Below are 18,937 nucleotides of genomic sequence, written 5' to 3'. Positions count from 1 at the left end.
AAGGAATTGCCAGAACTACCAAAATTCGTAATTGAGCGGCTGCGGAACTCGACAGCTCATCGGGATACGCTACATCATGGGGATGCCGGCCATCCGGATGCCGATCTGCTCACCGCATTCCAGGAAAGATCGTTGACCAACCCGGAGCAGATGCGAGTGCTGCACCACTTGGCGGGATGTTCCGACTGTCGCGAGCTCCTCGCGCTCTCCCTCCCCGAGGGGGAGGAAATTCGAATCCCGTCCACGTCCGCGGCGCGCTTCCACTTCTTACGGCCGCCAATATTTCGTTGGGCCGCTGTGGCCTCTGCGGTGGCAGTCCTCGCAGTGGCTGTAATGGTTCAGCGGCCGCAGCAGACCCTACCGGCGAGATCTTCGGCAACAAAGATGGCGGCTCCGCAATTGCCGAATCCTGCCCGCGAAGTGGTCTCGGCGGCACAACCGCCAATGGCTAATGAAACACGTGCCTCCAATGAGTCTAAGCCGTCTGCGTTCGCGGCCTTGAAGGAAAGCCGACCGGCACGAAGGTCCGCTGCAAACACGTTAGCCAAGAAGGATGCCGTCCGGCTACAGGGGCTGAAGAGCGCTGCTGTCGCGACTCCTTCTGCCGACCTGCTTGCTCGTGCCGAGTCAGCCGCGGGGCGTGCTTCAGAGACGAGCGAGGTCAACGTAGCTGCCGAGACCGCTCCTGCTGGAGCCGTGGGGAAGTTACCGGCCACCGCGCCCACCGCACAGGAAGAAATCAGTTCCCGAGCGGACGCTTCACCATCTCAGTACGCCTACCCCACCACGTCGGCTCGCAGGGTAGTGTCACAGTCGGCTGCTCCCGGAGTGCTTGCTGACGCCAAGACTAAAAAACAAGTTCCACCGCTGCGCTGGTCGCTTTCACCTAGCGGCGGCCTGCTGCGTTCTGCTGACGGAATAAGTTGGATTCCCATTGCAGTCGGGGAACCGGCCTCGTTCCGGGTTTTGTCTGTCATAGGCTCAGATATATGGGCGGGCGGCTCGGCGGGTACCCTGTTCCACTCTCCCGATTCAGGGCGGCGCTGGCAGCGCATTTGGCCAAGTGTTGACGGAATAGAACTGAAAGACGATATAACCCGGCTGCAGTTCTCAGACAGCCGTCACGGTGCCATCACCACGTCCGTCAATCAGAGATGGATGACGGACGATGGTGGGCAATCCTGGCGCAAATCGCCCGAATAATCTCCCTGGCCGTCGCGAACAAAGAGAGATTCCTTGCAGCACCGGCATCCTGCCCGGCTAGGTTCAAACCTGCAGGTGAACGATCTCGGGTTTCAGCTTCAACCCGACCACGTGTAGCCGTGCCACCGTCACCGGCAGTTTGAAACGTCTTGGTCCTGCGCTGCCGGGATTTAAATAGAGCACTCCGTCGCGGAGTTCGTGCTTGGGCTTGTGAGAGTGACCCGAGATCACCGCTGCAAATCCGGCCGCAGCCGCATTCAAATCCAGTTGCGCCAAATCGTGAAGCACGTAAAGAGATACGCCTCCGACCTGGAGAACATTAGTCTCAGGCAGCTTCCGTGCCCATGCCTCCGTATCTACATTGCCACGAACCGCAGTCACGGGGGCTATCTCGGCGAGCTGTCCAATAATTTCTGGCGACCCCACATCACCGGCATGAACGATGTAATCGGAACCTTTTAGAGCTGCCAGAGCCTGCGGACGCAAAAGGCCATGCGTATCCGAGATCACTCCCACGGTAAAGCGCTTTTCACTCATCGCCCTTACGTAGATTTAGCCTTACGCTGAGAAGCCAGCGGGAGTGCCCAGAATCGCGTATTTTTGCTGCAAGAACTTCTGCAACTTGGGAGGCAGCGTGGCCGCCAGTTCCTGCCAGGTGAGCAGCTTGCATCGCAGGCGCAAGGCCACCGGCCGTACCCACTGCAAAACCTCAAACCATAAACCGATCAGGTCTGGGCGGCGAGAGTCGCACATTAAGCAAAATGAGCAGCCCGAGGCATGGGCCGCCAGCACATTGCGGATCAGCTGGTAGCTGAAGTATTCACTCGCGCTTTGAGGCAGGCGCCCGCAATCGAAAACTTCACTAAAGTCGGAATACCGCTCCACCGCCGTTTTCTCTCTCCTTTGAAAATGGGCCTCGGTCAGCTTGGCTTCCACCAGCAAGCTGCCCACTCGCATGTCCACCTCTGTGCGGTCGAAGCGGCCGCCTTGCAACGGCACCCTCGCTCGATATCCAAATTCCGGCACACCTTCGGTGTCCACGCCCAGCAGTGAAGCCACTGGCATGTAAGCCAGGATCCGCGGGTAGCAGAAAATATTCATGAGCAGCGCATCGGAGCTGTTGCAGGAGTCCAGTTCGCTCCAGCAGCCGTTGTCAGGCTGCGGCAAGCGCTTGCGTTGTGAGTGGGTCTTGGCCAGGCGGCGCTGCCAGGACGGATTCCGCAGCATGGCACGATAACTCGTAGTCAAGAAGTTCCCGTGCCGGGGTCCCTGCGGATCGGGCTCAAAGACAACCGTGGGCACTCCCCCGTAGCTCAGCCGGTGCGGCGCACCAGCGGCCGATGCATACTTTTGGCTGCATTCGCTCAGTGCCCGGCGCAACTCGGAGATATACCCCAGGTTACCGTTTCCGCGGCTGTTGGGCATAGAATTGAGTGGCTCGCGATAAGTAACGGCTCTGCTGTTAAGATAGCAGGATCACCCACGTATGAGGAGTGTGGACATCAGCGCAAGTCGCCGGGTTGTCAACTTCTTGAGCATAGTGGCGATCCTTTTAGCGTCAGCGTTACAAGCAGCGCATCTTTGTGCCAGCACAACGCTCGTCAAACACTCGAACGTAGCCGCATCTTTTGCTTCCTCCAGCGGCAAATGTCTAACTTGTCTGATGGCACAGCCTTCCGGGCCGGTAAGTTTGCCATTTGCACTCTCTTCGAACCTTCATCAAACAATCTATGTTGGTTCGTCAGCGGAGCGGACCGTCAGTTTGGAAACTCCAGCCCTGGGCCCGCGCGCTCCTCCGATCGCATAAAACTGTTCTCATCTTATCTCTCGTCGGCAAAAGGTCGCGCTGGCCGGCAGTTTCTCTCTCAATTTCGGGGACCCGAATGAAGGAGTAATGCGATGACAACCCACAGGCTCTTGCTCTTTGTGTTGATCTCAAGCTCGATGTCTCTCCAGGCGCAGAATCCCCTACCCACTCAGGCAGTGGAGCGGGCTTCGGGGGCTGTAGATGCCAGGATCAAAGCTCTCGAAGAGCGCATTATCGCGCTCGAAGGGCAGGTTCGCGTTCTTAAGAGTCAACAGGTGGCGCAAGCCGCAGCGCCGGCCCCGGCGCCAGTCGCGCCCGCGCCATCTGCCCCGGCCCCCACCGTGCAAGTAGAGGCGGCGCCTTCCGCGGGCCCCTTGCCGGTTTACGGTGGTGCTTCAGCCGCAGCCAAGGCGCTGAATCCGGACATAAGCGCCATAGGCGACTTCATCGCCACCGGGGGAGGGAATTCCATCCGGCCGTCGCCAGCTCTTCAAATGCACGAATCGGAGCTCGGCTTGCAAGCCATTATTGATCCCTACGCGCGCGGCGATTTTTTTCTGTCATTCGGTGAGAGCGGCGTGAATCTTGAGGAGGGATACATTACTTTCACGGCGCTGCCTGCCGGGTTTGTCGCGCGCGCCGGCAAGATGCGTTCAGCATTCGGTAAAGTAAATACCATGCACAATCACGTGCTGCCCTGGGTGGACCGGCCTCTGGTAAGCGAAAATCTGGTCGGTGGCGAGGATGGTATCAATGACGCGGGTTTCTCCATTGAGCGTATTCTGCCGGCGCCTAAGGGAATCTTCCTGCAAGCCACCGGACAGGTATTTCGTGGTGACTCAGATGAAGTCTTTAAGTCGTTCCGCAAAAGCGATGTGAGCACGGTAGCCCACCTGCGCGGTTACCGCGATATTACGGAGTCCACCAATCTCGACCTGGGACTCTCCTATGCGCGTGGGCACAACGATCTCGGCTCCAATTTCCTGACCCAGCTGTACGGGATCGATGCGACTGTTCGGTGGAAGCCTTTACGCCGCGCCATCTATCATTCTTTTATTGGCCGCACAGAGCTGATTTGGAGCCAGCGGCAACAACTTCCGCTGGAGCAGCGCAGCTTCGGCTTCTACACCTCAGGGGATTACCAGTTGGGCCGCCGCTGGTTCATCGGTGGGCGGTACGATTGGGCTGATCGCAGCCGCAATGGCAGGTTCACCGATAAAGGCGGGTCCGCGGTGCTGACCTACTGGCCGAGTGAATTTAGCCAGATTCGCGGCCAATATCGCTTTACCCATTACGCTGAGGGTCTGGATGCCAACGAAGTGCTGATGCAAATACAATTTTCCTTGGGAGCGCACGGCGCTCACCCGTTCTAGGAGTCTTGATGCTAAACACCAATGCCCGTTCGTTAAGCCTCATAGCTATCGTTCTGGTTCTGGCAGTCGTATTGATGCCGGTTGCTGCCCAGGCGAAAAAGCTGACTGTGGTCACTTCCACCACCGATCTGGCATCCCTCGCCCAGGAAGTCGGCGGGGATCGCATTAACGTGGAATCCATCGCCAAGGGGTATCAGGACCCGCATTTCGTGGAGCCAAAACCCAGCTTTCTGTTGAAGCTTCGCCAGGCCGACCTCTTGATCGTAGTTGGGTTGCAACTGGAAATCGGGTGGCTACCGCCGCTGATCACGCAATCGGGAAACCCTCGCATCCAGGTTGGAGCGCCCGGGTATCTCGATGCTTCGCAATTTGCCGAAATTTTGGAAATTCCCACCGGACAAGTGACCCGTGCCATGGGCGATGTTCACCCTTTGGGAAACCCGCATTACTGGCTTGATCCGGGCAACGGCAGGCGCATTGCCAAGGGAATCGCGGAAAAATTGGGCGAACTGCAGCCCAAGGACGCTAGTTATTTTCAGCAACGATTTCAGGACTTCGACAGACGTCTGACCGGAGCGGAAAGAGTTTGGGACCAGCAATTGAAACCCTATCACGGCCGCAAGCTGGTGACTTACCACCGTTCATGGCCAAACTTTGTCAAGCATTTCGGTTTGGATGTGGTGGGATACGTCGAGCCGCGCCCGGGCATTCCACCCACTCCCAGCCACACCATCGAGCTGATTCAGATGATGAAACGAGACAATGTAAAGCTAATTGTGGTGGAACCCTACTTCGACTTGAAAACGCCAAACAGTATTGCCAGCGCAGTAGGAGGCAAGGTGTTAGTCTTGCTGCCCTCGGTGGGCGGGGAAAAGCAAGTCACAGACTACTTCAAGCTCTTCGACTATGACATTGCCCTTTTAATCAAAGGCTTCAAGGAAGTTGGACAGTAGCTCCCGAGGAGGACTATGGAAATTCTTCCATTTTTGCTGGCCCCTTTTCTCGCCAGTCTCATCCTCACCGGCATCCACGCCTACCTGGGCGTGCATGTGGTGGAACGTGGCGTCATTTTCGTGGATCTTGCGCTGGCGCAGATCGCTGCCTTGGGCGCCACCATCGCCATTCTGATAGGAATGGATCCGCACGGCAGTGGCGCCTATTGGCTCAGCCTGGCATTCACATTTGTAGGGGCGGGGATCTTTTCCCTGGCGCGCACCCGCCGTGGGCATATTCCCCAGGAGGCGTTCATTGGAATTGCCTATGCCGTGGCTTCGGCTGCGGCCATCCTCGCCATGAGTAAGGCTACGGGTGAAACCGAGCACCTCAAAGACATGCTGGTCGGCAACATTCTGGCGGTTTCCAAGCACGACGTCATCAAAACCGCGGCCCTTTATGGGGTCATTGGATTATTTCATTACATCTTTCGCCACAACTTTCTTCTTATTTCCACCCAGCCGGCTGCCGCCGCGGCCAGGGGATTGAATATTCGCTTCTGGGATTTCTTGTTTTACGCGTCCTTCGGCTTTGTAGTCACCTCTTCCGTATCTATCGCTGGAGTGTTGCTGGTTTTCTGCTACCTGGTCGTTCCCTCGGTCGGAGCCATGCTGTTCGCTGACCGGATTGGCCCTCGACTGGCGATCGGCTGGACCATGGGGACATTGGTTTCCGCGCTCGGAGTCTACTTCTCGGTTTTATTCGATCTTCCTACCGGCGCCACCATTGTATGTACTTTCGGCGCCGTGCTGATCCTGATGTTTCTCCTCCATGTGATTCTGCATCGCTTGCATCCCAACCACGAGCTGCATCGGGAGATGGAAGTGAGCGCGCGAACTGGCGAACGGCAATAGGACGGTGCTCTAGATCAATACGATGGAAGTAACATTACGTAACCTCCTCGAGGTGACCGCCGTACATTGACCTTTCGTGTAAAGGTGTTAGCTTGGAACTGTAGCCTCAAGCGTCTTCCCCCGGCTTTTGAGGCGGGGGTGACACATGAAAGCGCTGCATTTTTGGTGGGTTGCGGTGGGATTCGTGGTGGCCCGTTGGGTTTTTCGTCGTCAACCAGTTGCCGACCCGGTGGCGCGGTTGCGCTCCACTGGAGGCATGTAAATCCGGGTATTTAACCGAGAACCGCTTGATTAATGATCAGCCGGAGCTTTGAGGGGTTGTGCCGCAGCGGCAACCGGGTGAGCGGCCCTCTTCTCCATTAAAACCAAGTCAATTCCTGGGTACAGTGGGCTGATTTTCTGGACAAGGTCAAGTCCTGCCAGTGCCTCATCCCTTTTGTTCTCCCGCCAGAGAGTGCTTGCCAGAGCGAAATTTGCTCGGTCGTTCGTAGGATTGATGGCGACTGCTTGGCGCAACGTTTTTTCCGCCGCTTCTAGGTTGCTCTGCTCGAGCAGTATCTCGCCCTTCACCGCCAGTGCGTTATCGTCATCCGGGTTCGCGGCCAACACGGCTTGCAGCTGTTCCAGCGCCAGCTCATAAGGATGCTCCTGGGCCCGAGTCATCGCCAGAGCGTGACTGACCATGTCCCGCTGGTGCTCGGCGGCGGTTGCATTGGCCTGCTCTGTCTTCGACACTTGCTCGATGTTCTCCAGCAGCGGCCTAATCCATTCGATATTCGATTTCGCCGGCTCGGCTGCAAGCAGCTCAACGTCGGGAGCGCTGGCGAAGCGGCATGCGGTTAACGTGTAGCCGTGTTTTTTCCCGAAGATAGCCTGACCAAATAAGATTTGCACCTTGCTGCCGATAAACTCCGGACGCAATTTATATTTCGCCGCAAAGTCCGGGCTCACTACCTCATCAGTAAAATATTCCGCCAACTCGAGTTGGGCATTCCCTATCTTTACTTGGCCCAGGTACCGTACTTGCGCGGGTTTGAACGACGGCCCCACGGTGACGACCTTGGGCGTGGCGCGCACCCTATACCCACTCGACACCATGGCATAGTAGCGGGAAGCTTCAGCCGGCCAGGCGCTCAGGTCAAATTCGATTCGCTGTTTCAGTCGGCCGTTTTCGGCAACCGTCTTTACATACGAGGGATGGTAGAGCGGAATATCAAATCCCCACACGAACGCTACCGCTGCCAGGCTTGAGTTATACAGAGGAATGGACCGGTCATCGCCCAGTTCCCAGGAGCGCTTTTCCGTCCAATCAGCCGGAAGCTTTACCTTGATGTAGCGGTCATAGACGATCTGTTGGCTCCGGGCCGGCTGGGCGAACAGAAGAAAGAAAGACATAAGCAGCGCAGCAGTAACTTTTGGGCCGTGGTTTCCAGACATGGGATGAGTGGTCCGTGAGATCTGACTAAATACTGGCATATCCGGCGCTGCAAACAAGTAACTTAGGCCGGGTGTCCGCTTGTTCTAATACCAACGTGCGGATGTCCAAGCGTTACATAACTCCCTGTCTGGATAGAATTCCAAAATAGCTTCTTTAGTTATCAATTGAGTTCGGGTTGCGTTTTGCGCGGGGTCTCCGCAGTTAGAATGCGAGCAGGAATGATTTTCGAAAGCCAATTAAGAAACATCGCGGTTTGGCTGGTGTTCGCCATGCTTGAAGCGCCATGTTTCGTGGTTCCAGCACAAGCTCAGGACGCACAAGGTGCGGCGCAGCGCCCGTTGGGTGATGTCGCCCGCGAATTACGCAACAGCAAGAAGGCAGAGCTGCCGGTCATTACCAATGAAAATTTTTCTGAGTTACGCCAGCTCATCGAACTGACCGAGCGCCGCGATCTGGCTACCGGTCTGGCGATGTTGAGAGCGTTGCAATCGGAGCAGCCTCAAAGTCCGGAAGTGACCTGCAGTTTCTCTTTTACCGCGCAGAACCATGCTGTGCTGGCTGTTCCCATGCAGCTGGATCTGCCGGACTCCGAGTTGGCGAAGCTGGACGGTCCCGCGGCGATTGCGGGAGATGACCTGCAGGTCTCGGTTTACAACGGAACTACCTGGGAACTTCAGGAAATTACGGTTGGGCTTACCATTGTCAGACGCGACAATCGTATGGCTGCCGCAACTTTCGGTCCCGCCCGCCTATTGCCGGCAACGGCCGGAGATGTCCCCGCCCCTGACTCGCAAGCTTTGAGGCGTCCAGACACCACCCTGCTTTACCACCTGAAAGGTTCAGCTGAGCCATTGAGCACGGCCATATTCAAACAACCGCTTGGGATTACGCTTGCTCCCGGCCAAGAGTGGCATTGGGCGATCCTTCAGGCTAGAGGCATACAGCGGAAGTAACCGAAGAATCGGGATTGGGTTCGAGCAACTGAGATCCAAGCGGGCAGCTAAACATTGCCTAGATCAAATTTCCCGATTAGCCGATTCCGCGTTTACGCGATTCACTTAACTTCTTCTGATTTTCCGGTGCGGGCGCTGCGATAGGCGGCATCGAGCACCAACTGATTTCTCCATCCTTCTTCTCCGGGCACCGGAAACGACGCTTTGCCTTCCACCGCGTCCGCGAATGCGTCCACTTGACGCGCGTAAGCCAATTGATTTGAGACTTCCTCGCTGTCCACCACATCCCATCCGCGTCTCAGTTGGATGAGCACCGGCCGCTCCACGTTGAGCGCATCATCCACCCGCAGCACGCCGGTTTCACCTACAAGTTCCAGAGGCGTCCGATATTCGGCTCGCGTGGAAACTGCCACCGATCCCAACGTTCCGCGCTTGAACTCGAGTCCCAGCAGCGCCGTCGCCTCCACCTGCTTGGATTCGCTGTCTGCCGTCGTACTGGCGCTGACGCGCACGATCTCGTCATTCAAGATGTAGCGCAGCGCATCAATGCAGTGCACTCCAATATCTGCAATCGGCCCGCCTCCAGAAATGGAGAGGTCGTTCATCCATTTGCGCGCATGCCCCCGGCCATTGAAGGAAAACTCGGAACGCGCAAAGATCGGCTTGCCTATTTCTCCGGCAGCCACACGCTCCCGCAAGCGTCGGACGCTCTCCTCGAAACGAAACACTTGCGCTACACCCAGCAGTAGGTTCTTTTTATGTGCCGCTTCCACCATCTGCCGGCATTCCTTAGCATTTACGCCCATGGGTTTTTCCACCAGCACCGGCTTGCCGTGGGAGAGCGCCACCAGCACGTCGTGAAGGTGCACGGCATTCGGTGTGGTGACCAGTACGGCGTCCACTTCGGGCGATTGGGACAATTGCTCAACTGAATCGAACGCGAGCGGAATATTGAACTGCTGGGCTGAGGCGCGTGCCTCCTCCAGATTTCGCCGGCTCAGCGCGCTTACCCGCGAGTTCTTGGCTTTGGCGAAGCCCGGCATTAGCCGTTTAGTGGCGTGTAGTCCAAATCCGACGATGCCGAAGCGAACCATTTCGATCTTGTCAGGCACTCACGCCATCAGCAAGTTTGCCAATTCTGGTTGCTAGCTTGTCTGGTATTTGTGTGAATTGCCGAAGGCGAAGGGTAACGTCCGGCTTGGCAAGTGTCAATGAAGCGCAGCCAGACTTCATGTTTACAGTGTGTTAATTGTGACGCTTCAATGAGCAGCTCTGCGGTTGTGCAGACTCGTTCCATCCGGAAGCCACAAAACGACCGCCGCGGACCACTTTGGTGCGTACGCCCTCAATCACGGCAGGCGGCGTGTAGGTCGTATTTTTATCCACTACGACTACCAGCGCGGCTTCACCAGGGCTATCGTTACTCGCTCCCACTCCGACCGCAAACACGGCCGGATTTCTCATTAATCCGCGAGCCACCCGCGCTTTTACTGCACTCCCACGTCTGATCTCGGCTTCCGCCAACGCCGAGCTAGTTCCTGGGACAATTCTTGTGCGCACACCGTCAATTGTCGCAGGTACTACGTCGCGCGCTAGTTTGCCCTCCAATCTGGCGCTGTTGATTGTCACCAGAATCGCGGCCTCGCCGGGACTGTCTTCACTGGTTCCCACAGCCACTCCGGACACTGCCAGATTGCGCATCAGGCGGGTAGCGTTGCGCATCGAGACATTGGCCGCTCGGGCTTTCTCAGCCTCTGGTACGGCCGTCGTTACATTCGCTGCAATTGCGCCCACGGAACCCGCAGGACAGGCAATTGAGTGCTGGCCTCCGCCAACAATTACAGGCACCGCTCCGGTGTTCGGATCTGCCAAGTGATTGAGCACTTGCGCGATCGGATTCCCAATCGTTTCAAAGGGTGCGCCGTCACTGCCCGCGAACAGCAGTGCAATCGGCTGGGCAGTCTGGGCATTTACCATTAATGAACCCGAATCTCCACCCTGACTGAATTGTTGTCCGCTGACGCTCACCTGGTTGTCGAATTCCACCACGGTAAAGTTGGGGGCAGTCTTGCTGCATTTACTTTGGTACGCCACTTTTACTCGCGCGTTAATAGCGTCAATGGTAGAGCAGGTTAGTCCCGTACTGCGACCTGCCTTGGCTACCTTCATGGCGAGCGCAGGAAGAGCGGGAGCCAGCGCTGGGGCTGCTGCACATGCTGAATTCGAAGGCGATTGCAGGCAGGTATCTGGCGAAGGGCCAAACCCGAGAATCCGGCCTGACGGATCCACCATACTTGGAGTCACCGCCGCCAGCGCCGCATCCACAGTACCCGGCACAGGCGCGCTGTCCGTCCCCCCTGACGGAAGTTGCACGAACTGGCTCAGGGTCGCCACCGGAGTCGCCCGCGTGGGGTCGCAATGATTTGGCTCCGTGTCCACCAATCCCGGTTGGCCGATCAGTTCGCCCAGCGTGGCCTGGTTGGATCTCGCTAGAACGTGGTTGTTGCTCAGGATATATTGCGTCCCTGCACGGATCACGAGTACGCCCAAAGTCCCTGAACAACACGTGGTTGTCGTCCCGCTCGTGGTCGAGTCGTTCAAATTTCCGCCCGAGGTCCCTAGTTCAATAGGGGGCGTCTGGGGTGTCTGATTGGCGGCGCCTTGAGGAGGTGAAATGGTGACCGCGGCTGAGCCCATTCCTCCCGCCTGAGCAACGGCGGAAACTGTGACCAGTGGCGGCTTTGGCACGCTGGCGGGAGCGGTATATTGCCCCGCCGAAGTGATGGTCCCCAGCGTCGCGTTACCGCCGGTGCCGCCATCCACTTGCCATGTGACAGCTTGGTTGGTGGCGCCGCTCACCGCCGCCGAAAAGTGTTGCTGAGCGCCCGGAACTAGGGTTGCGGAAGAGGGAGATACCGTCACGGTGATGGTCGATGGGGTCGAACCCGAGCCACCGCCACAGCCGATGATGGGCAAAATCGAGATCACCGCGAGCAGGCATTTGCGCGCCTGATGCATCACGTTTCGCTCCCGGGGACTTGCGCAGATTAGATGCGTTCGCAATCCCTAGTTCCCGCGCCAAAATTCCCTAAATTATAAAGTCCTAGGATGACATTCGCAGGCGCGGAACGCGCTGGCAGCGCGTTACTTTCGGGTGGCGCGAATATGGGCCGATTGCACGCCGCGGACGGCCCATTTTCGCGTTGAATTAAGGGGGAGAGCCGCCGCTTTCTTAACGACTCGAAAGCCTCACTTTGACTTCGGCTTCGGTCGGGGCGCCATTGCAGAGGGCTGGTACATAACGCCACCGGCGAACCGTCTCTACCACTTTGCGGTCGAGAGAGGCCCCAGCGCCGTCCAGAACAAACGGGCTGTAAACCTGACCGTCGGTTCCGATAATGAAGTTCACGGTAATGCTCACGTTGTCAGGAATCGCGGTCAGCACAGAATGCGGCGTCGCCAAAGCTTTGGGCGGCTGCGACGACCCACACGCCATCTCCACATCCGCCTCTTCTAAAGGCGCGAAATTGAGGATGTTCACCGAACCGCTCAGGAGGCGTTCGTTTCCAACCCGCTGGGGATGTCTTATTGGGGAGGTCCGGAAACCCTCCGGGCCAGTCGAGGCCAGGCACAGGGTTGAAGCAAGGACTGCCATCAGCGCAACCTGGGGGAGACGAGTAATCATTGTTATGACCCCTGCTCTTTTCACTCGTAACTTGCGAGCGAGAAGTCTGGCACCCTGGGGAGGGCAGCCTCATGATGGCAATTGAAGAACCAACAATCCTTTCCGGGGATCGGCGGTAAATACTTGCGGAGACTGTGAGTTACACCTACGAGCCGAAATTTGTACCGGACTCAGGTGAAATGTGTTGCAGCAAAGCAGAAACTCTCTTTGACTCAGAACCGTTTCCCCCACGGGTGGCGGCGGGCCAAGGACCGTGCTTGAATCGATTTAAGAAATTCCTTGACTCCCGTTCCTGCTGGGCATGAAAATGCCCACCTTACACGGCTCCCCCTTCATGACCTTGTTGCAATGTTTTCAGGTCCAACTACCCCAGTTGGACACGGAGATAAAGCCTCATAATCGCCCCAGCCGGTGCGTCTGGGGGACAGTATTTTTGATTCTGCTCTGTCAGGCCGCATTGGGGCAGTCAGCGCACAACCGGAATCGAAACCCCGATCGGGTGCAATCAAACCAGGCGGAACTCGAGGCCATTTCGACGCAGGCCCAGGAGGCCATGTCAGCCAAGGATTGGGCAGGCGCCTCCAAGCTATTGCAAAGACTCGCGGAGCTGGCTCCCGACACTCCCGAGGTTTTCGCCAATTTAGGGGTAGCTTATTACTCCCAAAGCCGTGTGCTGGATGCGGCCAATGTTTTCGAACGCGCACTCCGCCTGAATCCCAGGATGACCAGGGCCCAGACGATGTTAGGCCTCTGCTATGCCGAGCTGGGACGGCATCGCGAGGCAATACCTATCCTTAGATCGGCCTTTCTCCATCCGCCGGACGATCAACTAGGGAAACTCATCGGGCTCGACCTGCAGCGTGCCTATTCTGGGTTGCAGCAAAATGACAAGGCGATGGGCGTGGCCGATGAACTGCTCAAGCGCTATCCCAGCGACCCCGAAATCCTATTTCAGTCCTCGCGTCTGCATGCGGATCGAGCCTACGAGCTCATGTCTCAGCTTATGCAGCGGGCCCCCGATTCGGTTTGGTCTTACTACGCAACCGCCGAAGTTCATGAGAGCCTGCAGCACTACGATCTGGCGATCGCGGAGTACAAGAAGATCCTTGAAATAGATCCCCGCATGCCAGGTATTCACTTCCGCTTGGGGCGGGCGATCCTCCGCAGTTCTAAGGAAGCAGATGCGGTTGACGGCGCACTGAAGGAATTTGAACAGGAGCTTGCCGTTACCCCGGAGAATGCCGATGCCGATTACGAGATCGGCGAGATCTATCGCCAGCGCGGCAAATTTGGGAGTGCCATCGAGCACTTCTCACGCGCCGTCCAACACCATTCCGATTTCTCTCAGGCGCGCATGGGTCTGGCTAGCGTCCTCATGATCCAAGGAAGACCGCGGGAAGCGCTTGCACAACTGCTGGAGGCCGTTCGCAGCGAACCGGAAAACGAAGTTGCGCACTTCCGGTTGGCCGCAGCGTACAGGGCGCTGGGTGATACCGCAGCCCAGCAAAGAGAAATGGCGCTGTTTCAGAAGCTCCATTCTGCCGGTTCCCCTAGAGCGCCGCAGCTCTCCGGCGCGTCCGTGGCCGCGGATGTGACTCAGCAAACGATTGACCCCGAGAACCGGACGCCATAGCTTCCCGGGGCATAGCACTTTTCAGAACGACACGTACGGGTAGGACATTTGCAAGTGATGGTCACAAGCGGAGGTTTCATCATGCACCGGAATACGGTTGTGGGAGTGCTTGTAATTTCCTTGCTGCTCAGCTTGCCGCTTACTCGCGGTGCATTTGCCCAGGCGGTGTTTGGCAATATTACCGGCACTGTGACGGATCCTAGCGGCGCTGCCGTTCCCAACGCCCAAGTGGTGATTACCGACACGGACCGCGGCGTCTCCTACAACACCACAACGAACTCGGTGGGCAATTACACGCAAACTCACCTGCTGGCCGGGCACTACCAAGTAAAGGTGAAGGCGAGCGGGTTTACGGAGTCCTCGGCCGCTGCCGAGGTGCAGGTGGACGCAACCACCCGTGTGGACGCTCAGGTCAGCGTCGGTAAGGCAGAGAGCAGTGTGACTGTTACCGCCGAGAGCCCGCTGCTCAAGACTGACCGTGCGGACGTAAGCACCACCTTGTCCGCGGCTGAAGTGGAGCGTCTTCCCATCTTTAATCGCAACATCACGACGCTACTGCTGGCCTTGCCTGGATCGCAATTGAACGGCTTTCAACATGCCTCAAGCGAGAATCCTCAAGGCGGGCTGCAAGTCAACGTCAACGGCCAATACTTCTATTCCAATGGATTCGAACTTGACGGGACCGAAAACCACAGCAATGTTTTAGGCATTGCGGTCGTGAATCCCAATCCCGACTCGCTGCAGGAATTCAAAGTAACCTCCAGCAATTACGACGCAGAGTTCGGAAACGTTTCCGGAGCGCTACTTCAAGGGACCACCAAGTCGGGGACCAATCAGCTTCACGGTTCGCTTTTTGAATATCTCCGCAACGACGTGTTCAATGCGGCAGATCCCTTCAGCCATCTTAAGCCGCCGCTGCGCTGGAACCAGTTCGGAGGTTCAGTAGGCGGCCCGCTGCGTAAGGACAAGCTTTTCGGTTTCTTCGACTATCAGGGAACCCGGCGCAGGACGGGCGGAGCCCTTATCACAACTGTGCCCACAGCTGCGGAGCGCACTGGCGATCTGAGTGCGCTATTGGGGAACTACATTTGCGCTAACGGAACGACCTCAGCTAGCCCCTGCTCCAATCCTGTGAATGTGACCACCACCGAAGGCGCCACGGTGGCGGCGCGGGCAGGAATGGTGTTCGATCCGAGAAGCGGCAATTTTGATCCCACCACCGGAATTTTCGACGGTACCGGGCGCAAAGCTTTCTCCAGCGGCGGGCGTCTCAATGTCCTACCGACACCGAGTGCTTCCATGATGAAGCTACTCAATTTCCTACCCATGCCGAATTTCGGCGCTCCAGGCGATGTGGCAAACAATTTCGCCGCAGGCTTTTCAGAGAAGTTTAATTCCGACCAGTACGATGGCCGGATTGACTACAACTTTTCTGAAAAAATGCACTTCTTTGGCCGTTACAGTCTGGCCAACTTCGATAAGAACTCCCCCGGCGCTTACGGCGATGAGGCTGGCGGTCCTTCCGCCTTCCATTTTGCTGGCAGTTCGCTGGCGCGAAATCAGAGCCTGGCTTTGGGTGCAACCTACGCCTTGAACCCCACACTCATCACCGATTTCCGTTTCGGCGCTTACCGTTACCGGGTTCGTGTGCGGCCTGGTGGCTTCGGTACTTTTCCCGCATCCGACGCCGGTCTCATCGGCCTAAATCGTGGTACACCGGAAACCAGCAGTATGCCGGCCTTTTATGTAAATGGAGATGGCGGGTTTAATTTCGGCTACGGGCTTAACGTCAATCAATGCAACTGCCCGCTGAATGAAACCGAGAACCACTTTCAGTGGGTAGATAACTGGACGAAGCAGAGCGGCAACCACACCATTAAGTGGGGTGCAGACGTACGCCGCGCCCAAACTACCCGCATTGACAGCGGCAATCACCGATCGGGCGAATTGACCTTTGCTGACAGCGTCACTGGCAGCGCGGATGTGGACACCGCTGCAGCTGGCAACGCCACCACCGGTCTTGGGCTTGCAACCTACCTGCTCGGCGACCCCAGCTTCATCGCGCGTAACTTCACCGGTCCGGGCTTTTACCCCAGCATTCGCCAAACCCGGCTCTATTTCTTCGGGCAAGACTCATGGCGCGCCACCTCGAAGCTGACGGTTAACTACGGGTTGCGTTATGAAAACTACCTGCCCCAAACCGGCGCCAAGCCTGGTAGCGGAGGCAGCTTTGATCCCACCACGGGAGAAGTGCTTGTCGCCGGGGTTGGCTCCGTCCCTTCGAACTTCGGCATTAAGCCGTACAACTTGGGATTTGCGCCACGGCTGGGCCTGGCCTATCAACTACGCACAACGACAGTCGTGCGTGCGGGATACGGTCGCAGCTTTAACGCGGCTGGAGTAGGAGCTGTGTTCGGCCAGAACCCGGAGGTGGATCCCCCAGTGCAATTCGGTCAGTTTTTGAGCGCACCAAATAATTATTCGCCGGTGGTGCCGAATTTTCTTGCCACAGGTCCGCCACTCCCTCCGCCTGTTCCTATTGGCTCAAACGGGCGCTATCCCCTGCCTGACGGTGTTGGCGTCTATTTCTATTTCTTTCCCTTGGACACTTATCGCATTCCCCTGTCTGATTTCTGGAACCTATCCGTGCAACATGAGATTCGTTCCAATCTGACGGCCGAAGTCGCCTATGTGGGCAACGTTGGCCGGCATCTCTTCGCTAATAGGAATACGAATCAGGCCGTCCCCGGCCCAGGTGACTTCGGCCCACGCCGTCCGTTTAATAAGTTCGGTCTTTCGCAGGGCGTTTACGATGTTTGCAACTGCGATAACTCAAGCTACAACGGCCTGCAGGCAAAATTGCAGCAACGCACCTCCCATGGATTGGATTTCCTCCTGACCTATACCTGGTCGAAAGCCATGACCAACTCTGAAGGTGGCTACAACTTCTCAGACAACTACAACATTCGGGGCGATCACGGTCCCGCCAGCTTTGATCACACCCACGCCTTGACCCTGCTTCACACTTGGGACCTGCCCTTCGGCAAGGGCCGCCGCTGGGGATCGAAGACGAACAAGGTTGCGGATGCCTTGGTGGGTGGCTGGCGTTTTAGTGGAGTGACTACGCTGCTGTCGGGCGCCGCATTTACCCCCTATGTCTCCAATGCTCCGCTGCTCAATACGGATTTCAACAGCGTGCGGCCAGACATTATTGCCGATCCCCATGTCTCCAACCCCAACCGCAACTTGTGGTTTAACCCCAGCGCTTACACATCGCCGCAGCAGCCTTTCCGCAACGGCACGGCGTCCAAGGGGTCTTTGCGTGGGCCAGCGCAGTACGTCTTTAACCTGTCGCTTTCCAAGAATTTCATGATCACAGAGAACAAGAGCTTGGAATTTCGGTGGGAGAATTTCAACGCACCCAATCACACTAATCTGGCACTGCCAGGTTCAACCGTGGACGTTTCGGGAGCGGGACAAATCACCGGAGCGGCCACTGACATGCGCCAAATGCAGTTCGGATTGCACTTCCGATTTTGACGGATGACGATGAGGCCGGAGCGCAAGTTTCTCCGGCCCTTCGTGTTAGCATCGTTTTCATTTTTCTCGCTGTGAACTTGTCTTTAAGGAAATTAAGAAAGGATTTCATTCCAGCATGAGTATGCCTCTTCGGCTTCTTGCCTGCGCCGTATTGCTTACTTCGCTCAGTTGGTGCCAGCTTCCTCAAGCTCCGACGAATCCGCCTCCAGATGAGCGCTACAAGGCCGACATTCTGCTGGTTGTCGGGCATCCCGATGACGACATTGAGGTTGCCGCTTACCTGGCCAAACAGATCGAGCAACAGCACAAGCGCGTGGCCGTGGTCTATGGCACCCGCGGCAACTCGGGAGGAAACGGCGCCGGCCAGGAGCAGGCAGCCGCGCTCGCCGATGTTCGCGAAATGGAATCGCGGAAATCGCTTGCCTCATACGGCGTCACCAACGCCTGGTTTTTGCGCGGTTCGGACACCGCTAGCCAGGACGTGCTGCACTCGCTGGAAACCTGGCATCATGGCGCTGCTCTCGAGGAGATGGTGCGTCTGGTTCGTCTAACTCGCCCAGAAGTCATTCTCACCTGGATGCCCAATTTCGTCGTAGGCGAGAATCACGGTGACCATCAGGCAGCCGGTGTGATTGCAACGGAGGCTTTTGACTTAGCCGCGAACCCCGTAATCTTCCCAGAACAGGTTAATCCCCCGCGCAATTACTCCACGATCAACAACTACGGCGAAGGATTGCGACCCTGGCAACCTAAGAAGATTTATTACTTCTCTGATTCCTTGCGATTCGATTTCTACAAAGGTAATGGACCCGAATATCCCACCAGCGATGTTTCGCCGGCGAAGGGAGTTCCATACTCAAAAATCGCTGCCGATGCCTGGAGGTACTACAAAACCCAGGCCGACTTCACCGAGCAGCAACTTAAAGAATTTACTGAGATGCCGGTGAGGCTGATCTTCGGCAAGTCCCTGGTTGGCGGTTCGCCGACAAGCGATGTATTTGAGGGAATTACTGCCGCGCCTATCAACTATGTCCGCCCGCGTGGCTACCAGCCTGAAGCACGCCAAGGGGTTTCATTGGAGTTGGGCGGACCTTGGGCCTTCTACCATCGTTTCCGCACCGCCCACAATGTCGAGCATATTGAAAGTCTATTTCCTGCGGAAGCCGGAATCGCACCCGGAGACAAGTTGTTGCTGCCCTTGCTGATTCACAACGACACTGACTCGCCCAAGCAGGTGACTCTTCGCGCCACCTTGCCCGCTGGCTGGAAGCAAGAGCCCGGTGACCAGGTGTACCCGGTACGTGCGCATGATACCTATCCGGTTCAGCTCGCAATCAATCCTCCGGACGGTCAAAAGGGGTGGCAAAACTTGACGTGGACCGCGGAGAGCGACGGACAGAAGGCCGGATCAGTGGCCTTACGCGTTAACGCCGGCTCCAACGTTATGCCGCAGTAAAT

Annotated in this window: 14 protein-coding genes; 8 read left to right on the top strand and 6 right to left on the bottom strand. The window is 57.1% G+C overall.

Features of this window, described 5'->3' with window-relative positions:
* The first annotated feature begins 6 nt into the window (after positions 1 to 6).
* Positions 7 to 1,203 (top strand): zf-HC2 domain-containing protein, encoded by a 1,197-nt coding sequence (locus VFA76_08735; GenBank protein HZR31923.1) that lies wholly within the window; start codon positions 7 to 9, stop codon positions 1,201 to 1,203.
* Between the two features lie 63 nt (positions 1,204 to 1,266).
* Here the strand turns inward: VFA76_08735 and VFA76_08730 are convergent, their stop codons facing one another.
* A complete protein-coding gene (locus VFA76_08730; protein ID HZR31922.1) occupies positions 1,267 to 1,740 on the bottom strand; it encodes a metallophosphoesterase family protein in 474 nt (157 codons plus the stop codon).
* 21 nt (positions 1,741 to 1,761) lie between these two features.
* Positions 1,762 to 2,628 carry a hypothetical protein gene (locus tag VFA76_08725; protein ID HZR31921.1) on the bottom strand — a complete coding sequence of 289 codons (867 nt, stop codon included), beginning with the start codon at positions 2,626 to 2,628 and terminating at the stop codon, positions 1,762 to 1,764.
* Between the two features lie 474 nt (positions 2,629 to 3,102).
* Here VFA76_08725 and VFA76_08720 point away from each other — a divergent pair, with 474 nt between their 5' ends.
* From VFA76_08720 to VFA76_08710, 3 genes are read left to right on the top strand one after another with little or no spacing between them, the layout of a single operon-like run.
* On the top strand, positions 3,103 to 4,383 hold the full coding sequence (locus VFA76_08720; protein ID HZR31920.1) for a TonB-dependent receptor: 1,281 nt from the start codon (positions 3,103 to 3,105) through the stop codon (positions 4,381 to 4,383).
* Positions 4,384 to 4,391: 8 nt separating this feature from the next.
* The gene (locus VFA76_08715) at positions 4,392 to 5,336 is read left to right on the top strand and encodes a metal ABC transporter substrate-binding protein (GenBank protein ID HZR31919.1); all 945 of its coding nucleotides are present in this window, start codon (positions 4,392 to 4,394) and stop codon (positions 5,334 to 5,336) included.
* Between the two features lie 15 nt (positions 5,337 to 5,351).
* Positions 5,352 to 6,230, top strand: a complete 879-nt coding sequence (locus VFA76_08710) for a metal ABC transporter permease (GenBank protein HZR31918.1) — start codon at positions 5,352 to 5,354, stop codon at positions 6,228 to 6,230.
* 291 nt (positions 6,231 to 6,521) lie between these two features.
* On the opposite strand, the gene VFA76_08705 is transcribed toward VFA76_08710, so the two are convergent.
* Positions 6,522 to 7,625: a tetratricopeptide repeat protein gene (locus VFA76_08705; GenBank protein HZR31917.1), complete on the bottom strand. Its 1,104-nt coding sequence runs from the start codon at positions 7,623 to 7,625 to the stop codon at positions 6,522 to 6,524.
* A 261-nt stretch (positions 7,626 to 7,886) separates the two neighbouring features.
* Here VFA76_08705 and VFA76_08700 point away from each other — a divergent pair, with 261 nt between their 5' ends.
* The gene (locus VFA76_08700; protein HZR31916.1) at positions 7,887 to 8,621 is read left to right on the top strand and encodes a hypothetical protein; all 735 of its coding nucleotides are present in this window, start codon (positions 7,887 to 7,889) and stop codon (positions 8,619 to 8,621) included.
* Between the two features lie 101 nt (positions 8,622 to 8,722).
* Here VFA76_08700 and VFA76_08695 read toward each other — a convergent pair whose 3' ends face one another.
* The 3 genes from VFA76_08695 to VFA76_08685 form a co-directional block, all read right to left on the bottom strand.
* On the bottom strand, positions 8,723 to 9,733 hold the full coding sequence (locus VFA76_08695) for a Gfo/Idh/MocA family oxidoreductase (protein HZR31915.1): 1,011 nt from the start codon (positions 9,731 to 9,733) through the stop codon (positions 8,723 to 8,725).
* Between the two features lie 133 nt (positions 9,734 to 9,866).
* Positions 9,867 to 11,642, bottom strand: a complete 1,776-nt coding sequence (locus VFA76_08690) for a hypothetical protein (protein ID HZR31914.1) — start codon at positions 11,640 to 11,642, stop codon at positions 9,867 to 9,869.
* 211 nt (positions 11,643 to 11,853) lie between these two features.
* Entirely contained in the window at positions 11,854 to 12,306 is a 453-nt protein-coding gene (locus tag VFA76_08685) for a TonB family protein (GenBank protein HZR31913.1), read from the bottom strand.
* Between the two features lie 433 nt (positions 12,307 to 12,739).
* On the opposite strand from VFA76_08685, the gene VFA76_08680 reads away from it, so the two are divergent.
* The 3 genes from VFA76_08680 (at position 12,740) to VFA76_08670 (ending at position 18,935) form a co-directional block, all read left to right on the top strand.
* Positions 12,740 to 13,939, top strand: a complete 1,200-nt coding sequence (locus VFA76_08680) for a tetratricopeptide repeat protein (GenBank protein HZR31912.1) — start codon at positions 12,740 to 12,742, stop codon at positions 13,937 to 13,939.
* An 81-nt stretch (positions 13,940 to 14,020) separates the two neighbouring features.
* Positions 14,021 to 17,479, top strand: a complete 3,459-nt coding sequence (locus tag VFA76_08675; protein HZR31911.1) for a TonB-dependent receptor — start codon at positions 14,021 to 14,023, stop codon at positions 17,477 to 17,479.
* A 115-nt stretch (positions 17,480 to 17,594) separates the two neighbouring features.
* Entirely contained in the window at positions 17,595 to 18,935 is a 1,341-nt protein-coding gene (locus VFA76_08670; GenBank protein HZR31910.1) for a PIG-L family deacetylase, read from the top strand.
* Positions 18,936 to 18,937: the final 2 nt, after the last annotated feature.

The sequence above is a fragment of the Terriglobales bacterium genome (genome assembly GCA_035651655.1).
In the GTDB taxonomy this organism is placed as follows: Bacteria; Acidobacteriota; Terriglobia; order Terriglobales; family Acidobacteriaceae; genus DASRFG01.
Note: the sequence above shows the minus strand (reverse complement) of the source record. Positions and strands in the feature narration are given on the sequence as shown.

What these genes read in the sequence shown, in the direction of transcription:
- VFA76_08730 (HZR31922.1), bottom strand. Translation starts at nt 1,740, where the DNA reads ATGAGTGAAAAGCGCTTTACCGTGGGAGTGATCTCGGATACGCATGGC.
- VFA76_08725 (HZR31921.1), bottom strand. Translation starts at nt 2,628, where the DNA reads ATGCCCAACAGCCGCGGAAACGGTAACCTGGGGTATATCTCCGAGTTG.
- VFA76_08720 (HZR31920.1), top strand. Translation starts at nt 3,103, where the DNA reads ATGACAACCCACAGGCTCTTGCTCTTTGTGTTGATCTCAAGCTCGATG.
- VFA76_08715 (HZR31919.1), top strand. Translation starts at nt 4,392, where the DNA reads ATGCTAAACACCAATGCCCGTTCGTTAAGCCTCATAGCTATCGTTCTG.
- VFA76_08710 (HZR31918.1), top strand. Translation starts at nt 5,352, where the DNA reads ATGGAAATTCTTCCATTTTTGCTGGCCCCTTTTCTCGCCAGTCTCATC.
- VFA76_08705 (HZR31917.1), bottom strand. Translation starts at nt 7,625, where the DNA reads ATGTCTTTCTTTCTTCTGTTCGCCCAGCCGGCCCGGAGCCAACAGATC.
- VFA76_08700 (HZR31916.1), top strand. Translation starts at nt 7,887, where the DNA reads ATGATTTTCGAAAGCCAATTAAGAAACATCGCGGTTTGGCTGGTGTTC.
- VFA76_08685 (HZR31913.1), bottom strand. Translation starts at nt 12,306, where the DNA reads ATGATTACTCGTCTCCCCCAGGTTGCGCTGATGGCAGTCCTTGCTTCA.
- VFA76_08675 (HZR31911.1), top strand. Translation starts at nt 14,021, where the DNA reads ATGCACCGGAATACGGTTGTGGGAGTGCTTGTAATTTCCTTGCTGCTC.
- VFA76_08670 (HZR31910.1), top strand. Translation starts at nt 17,595, where the DNA reads ATGAGTATGCCTCTTCGGCTTCTTGCCTGCGCCGTATTGCTTACTTCG.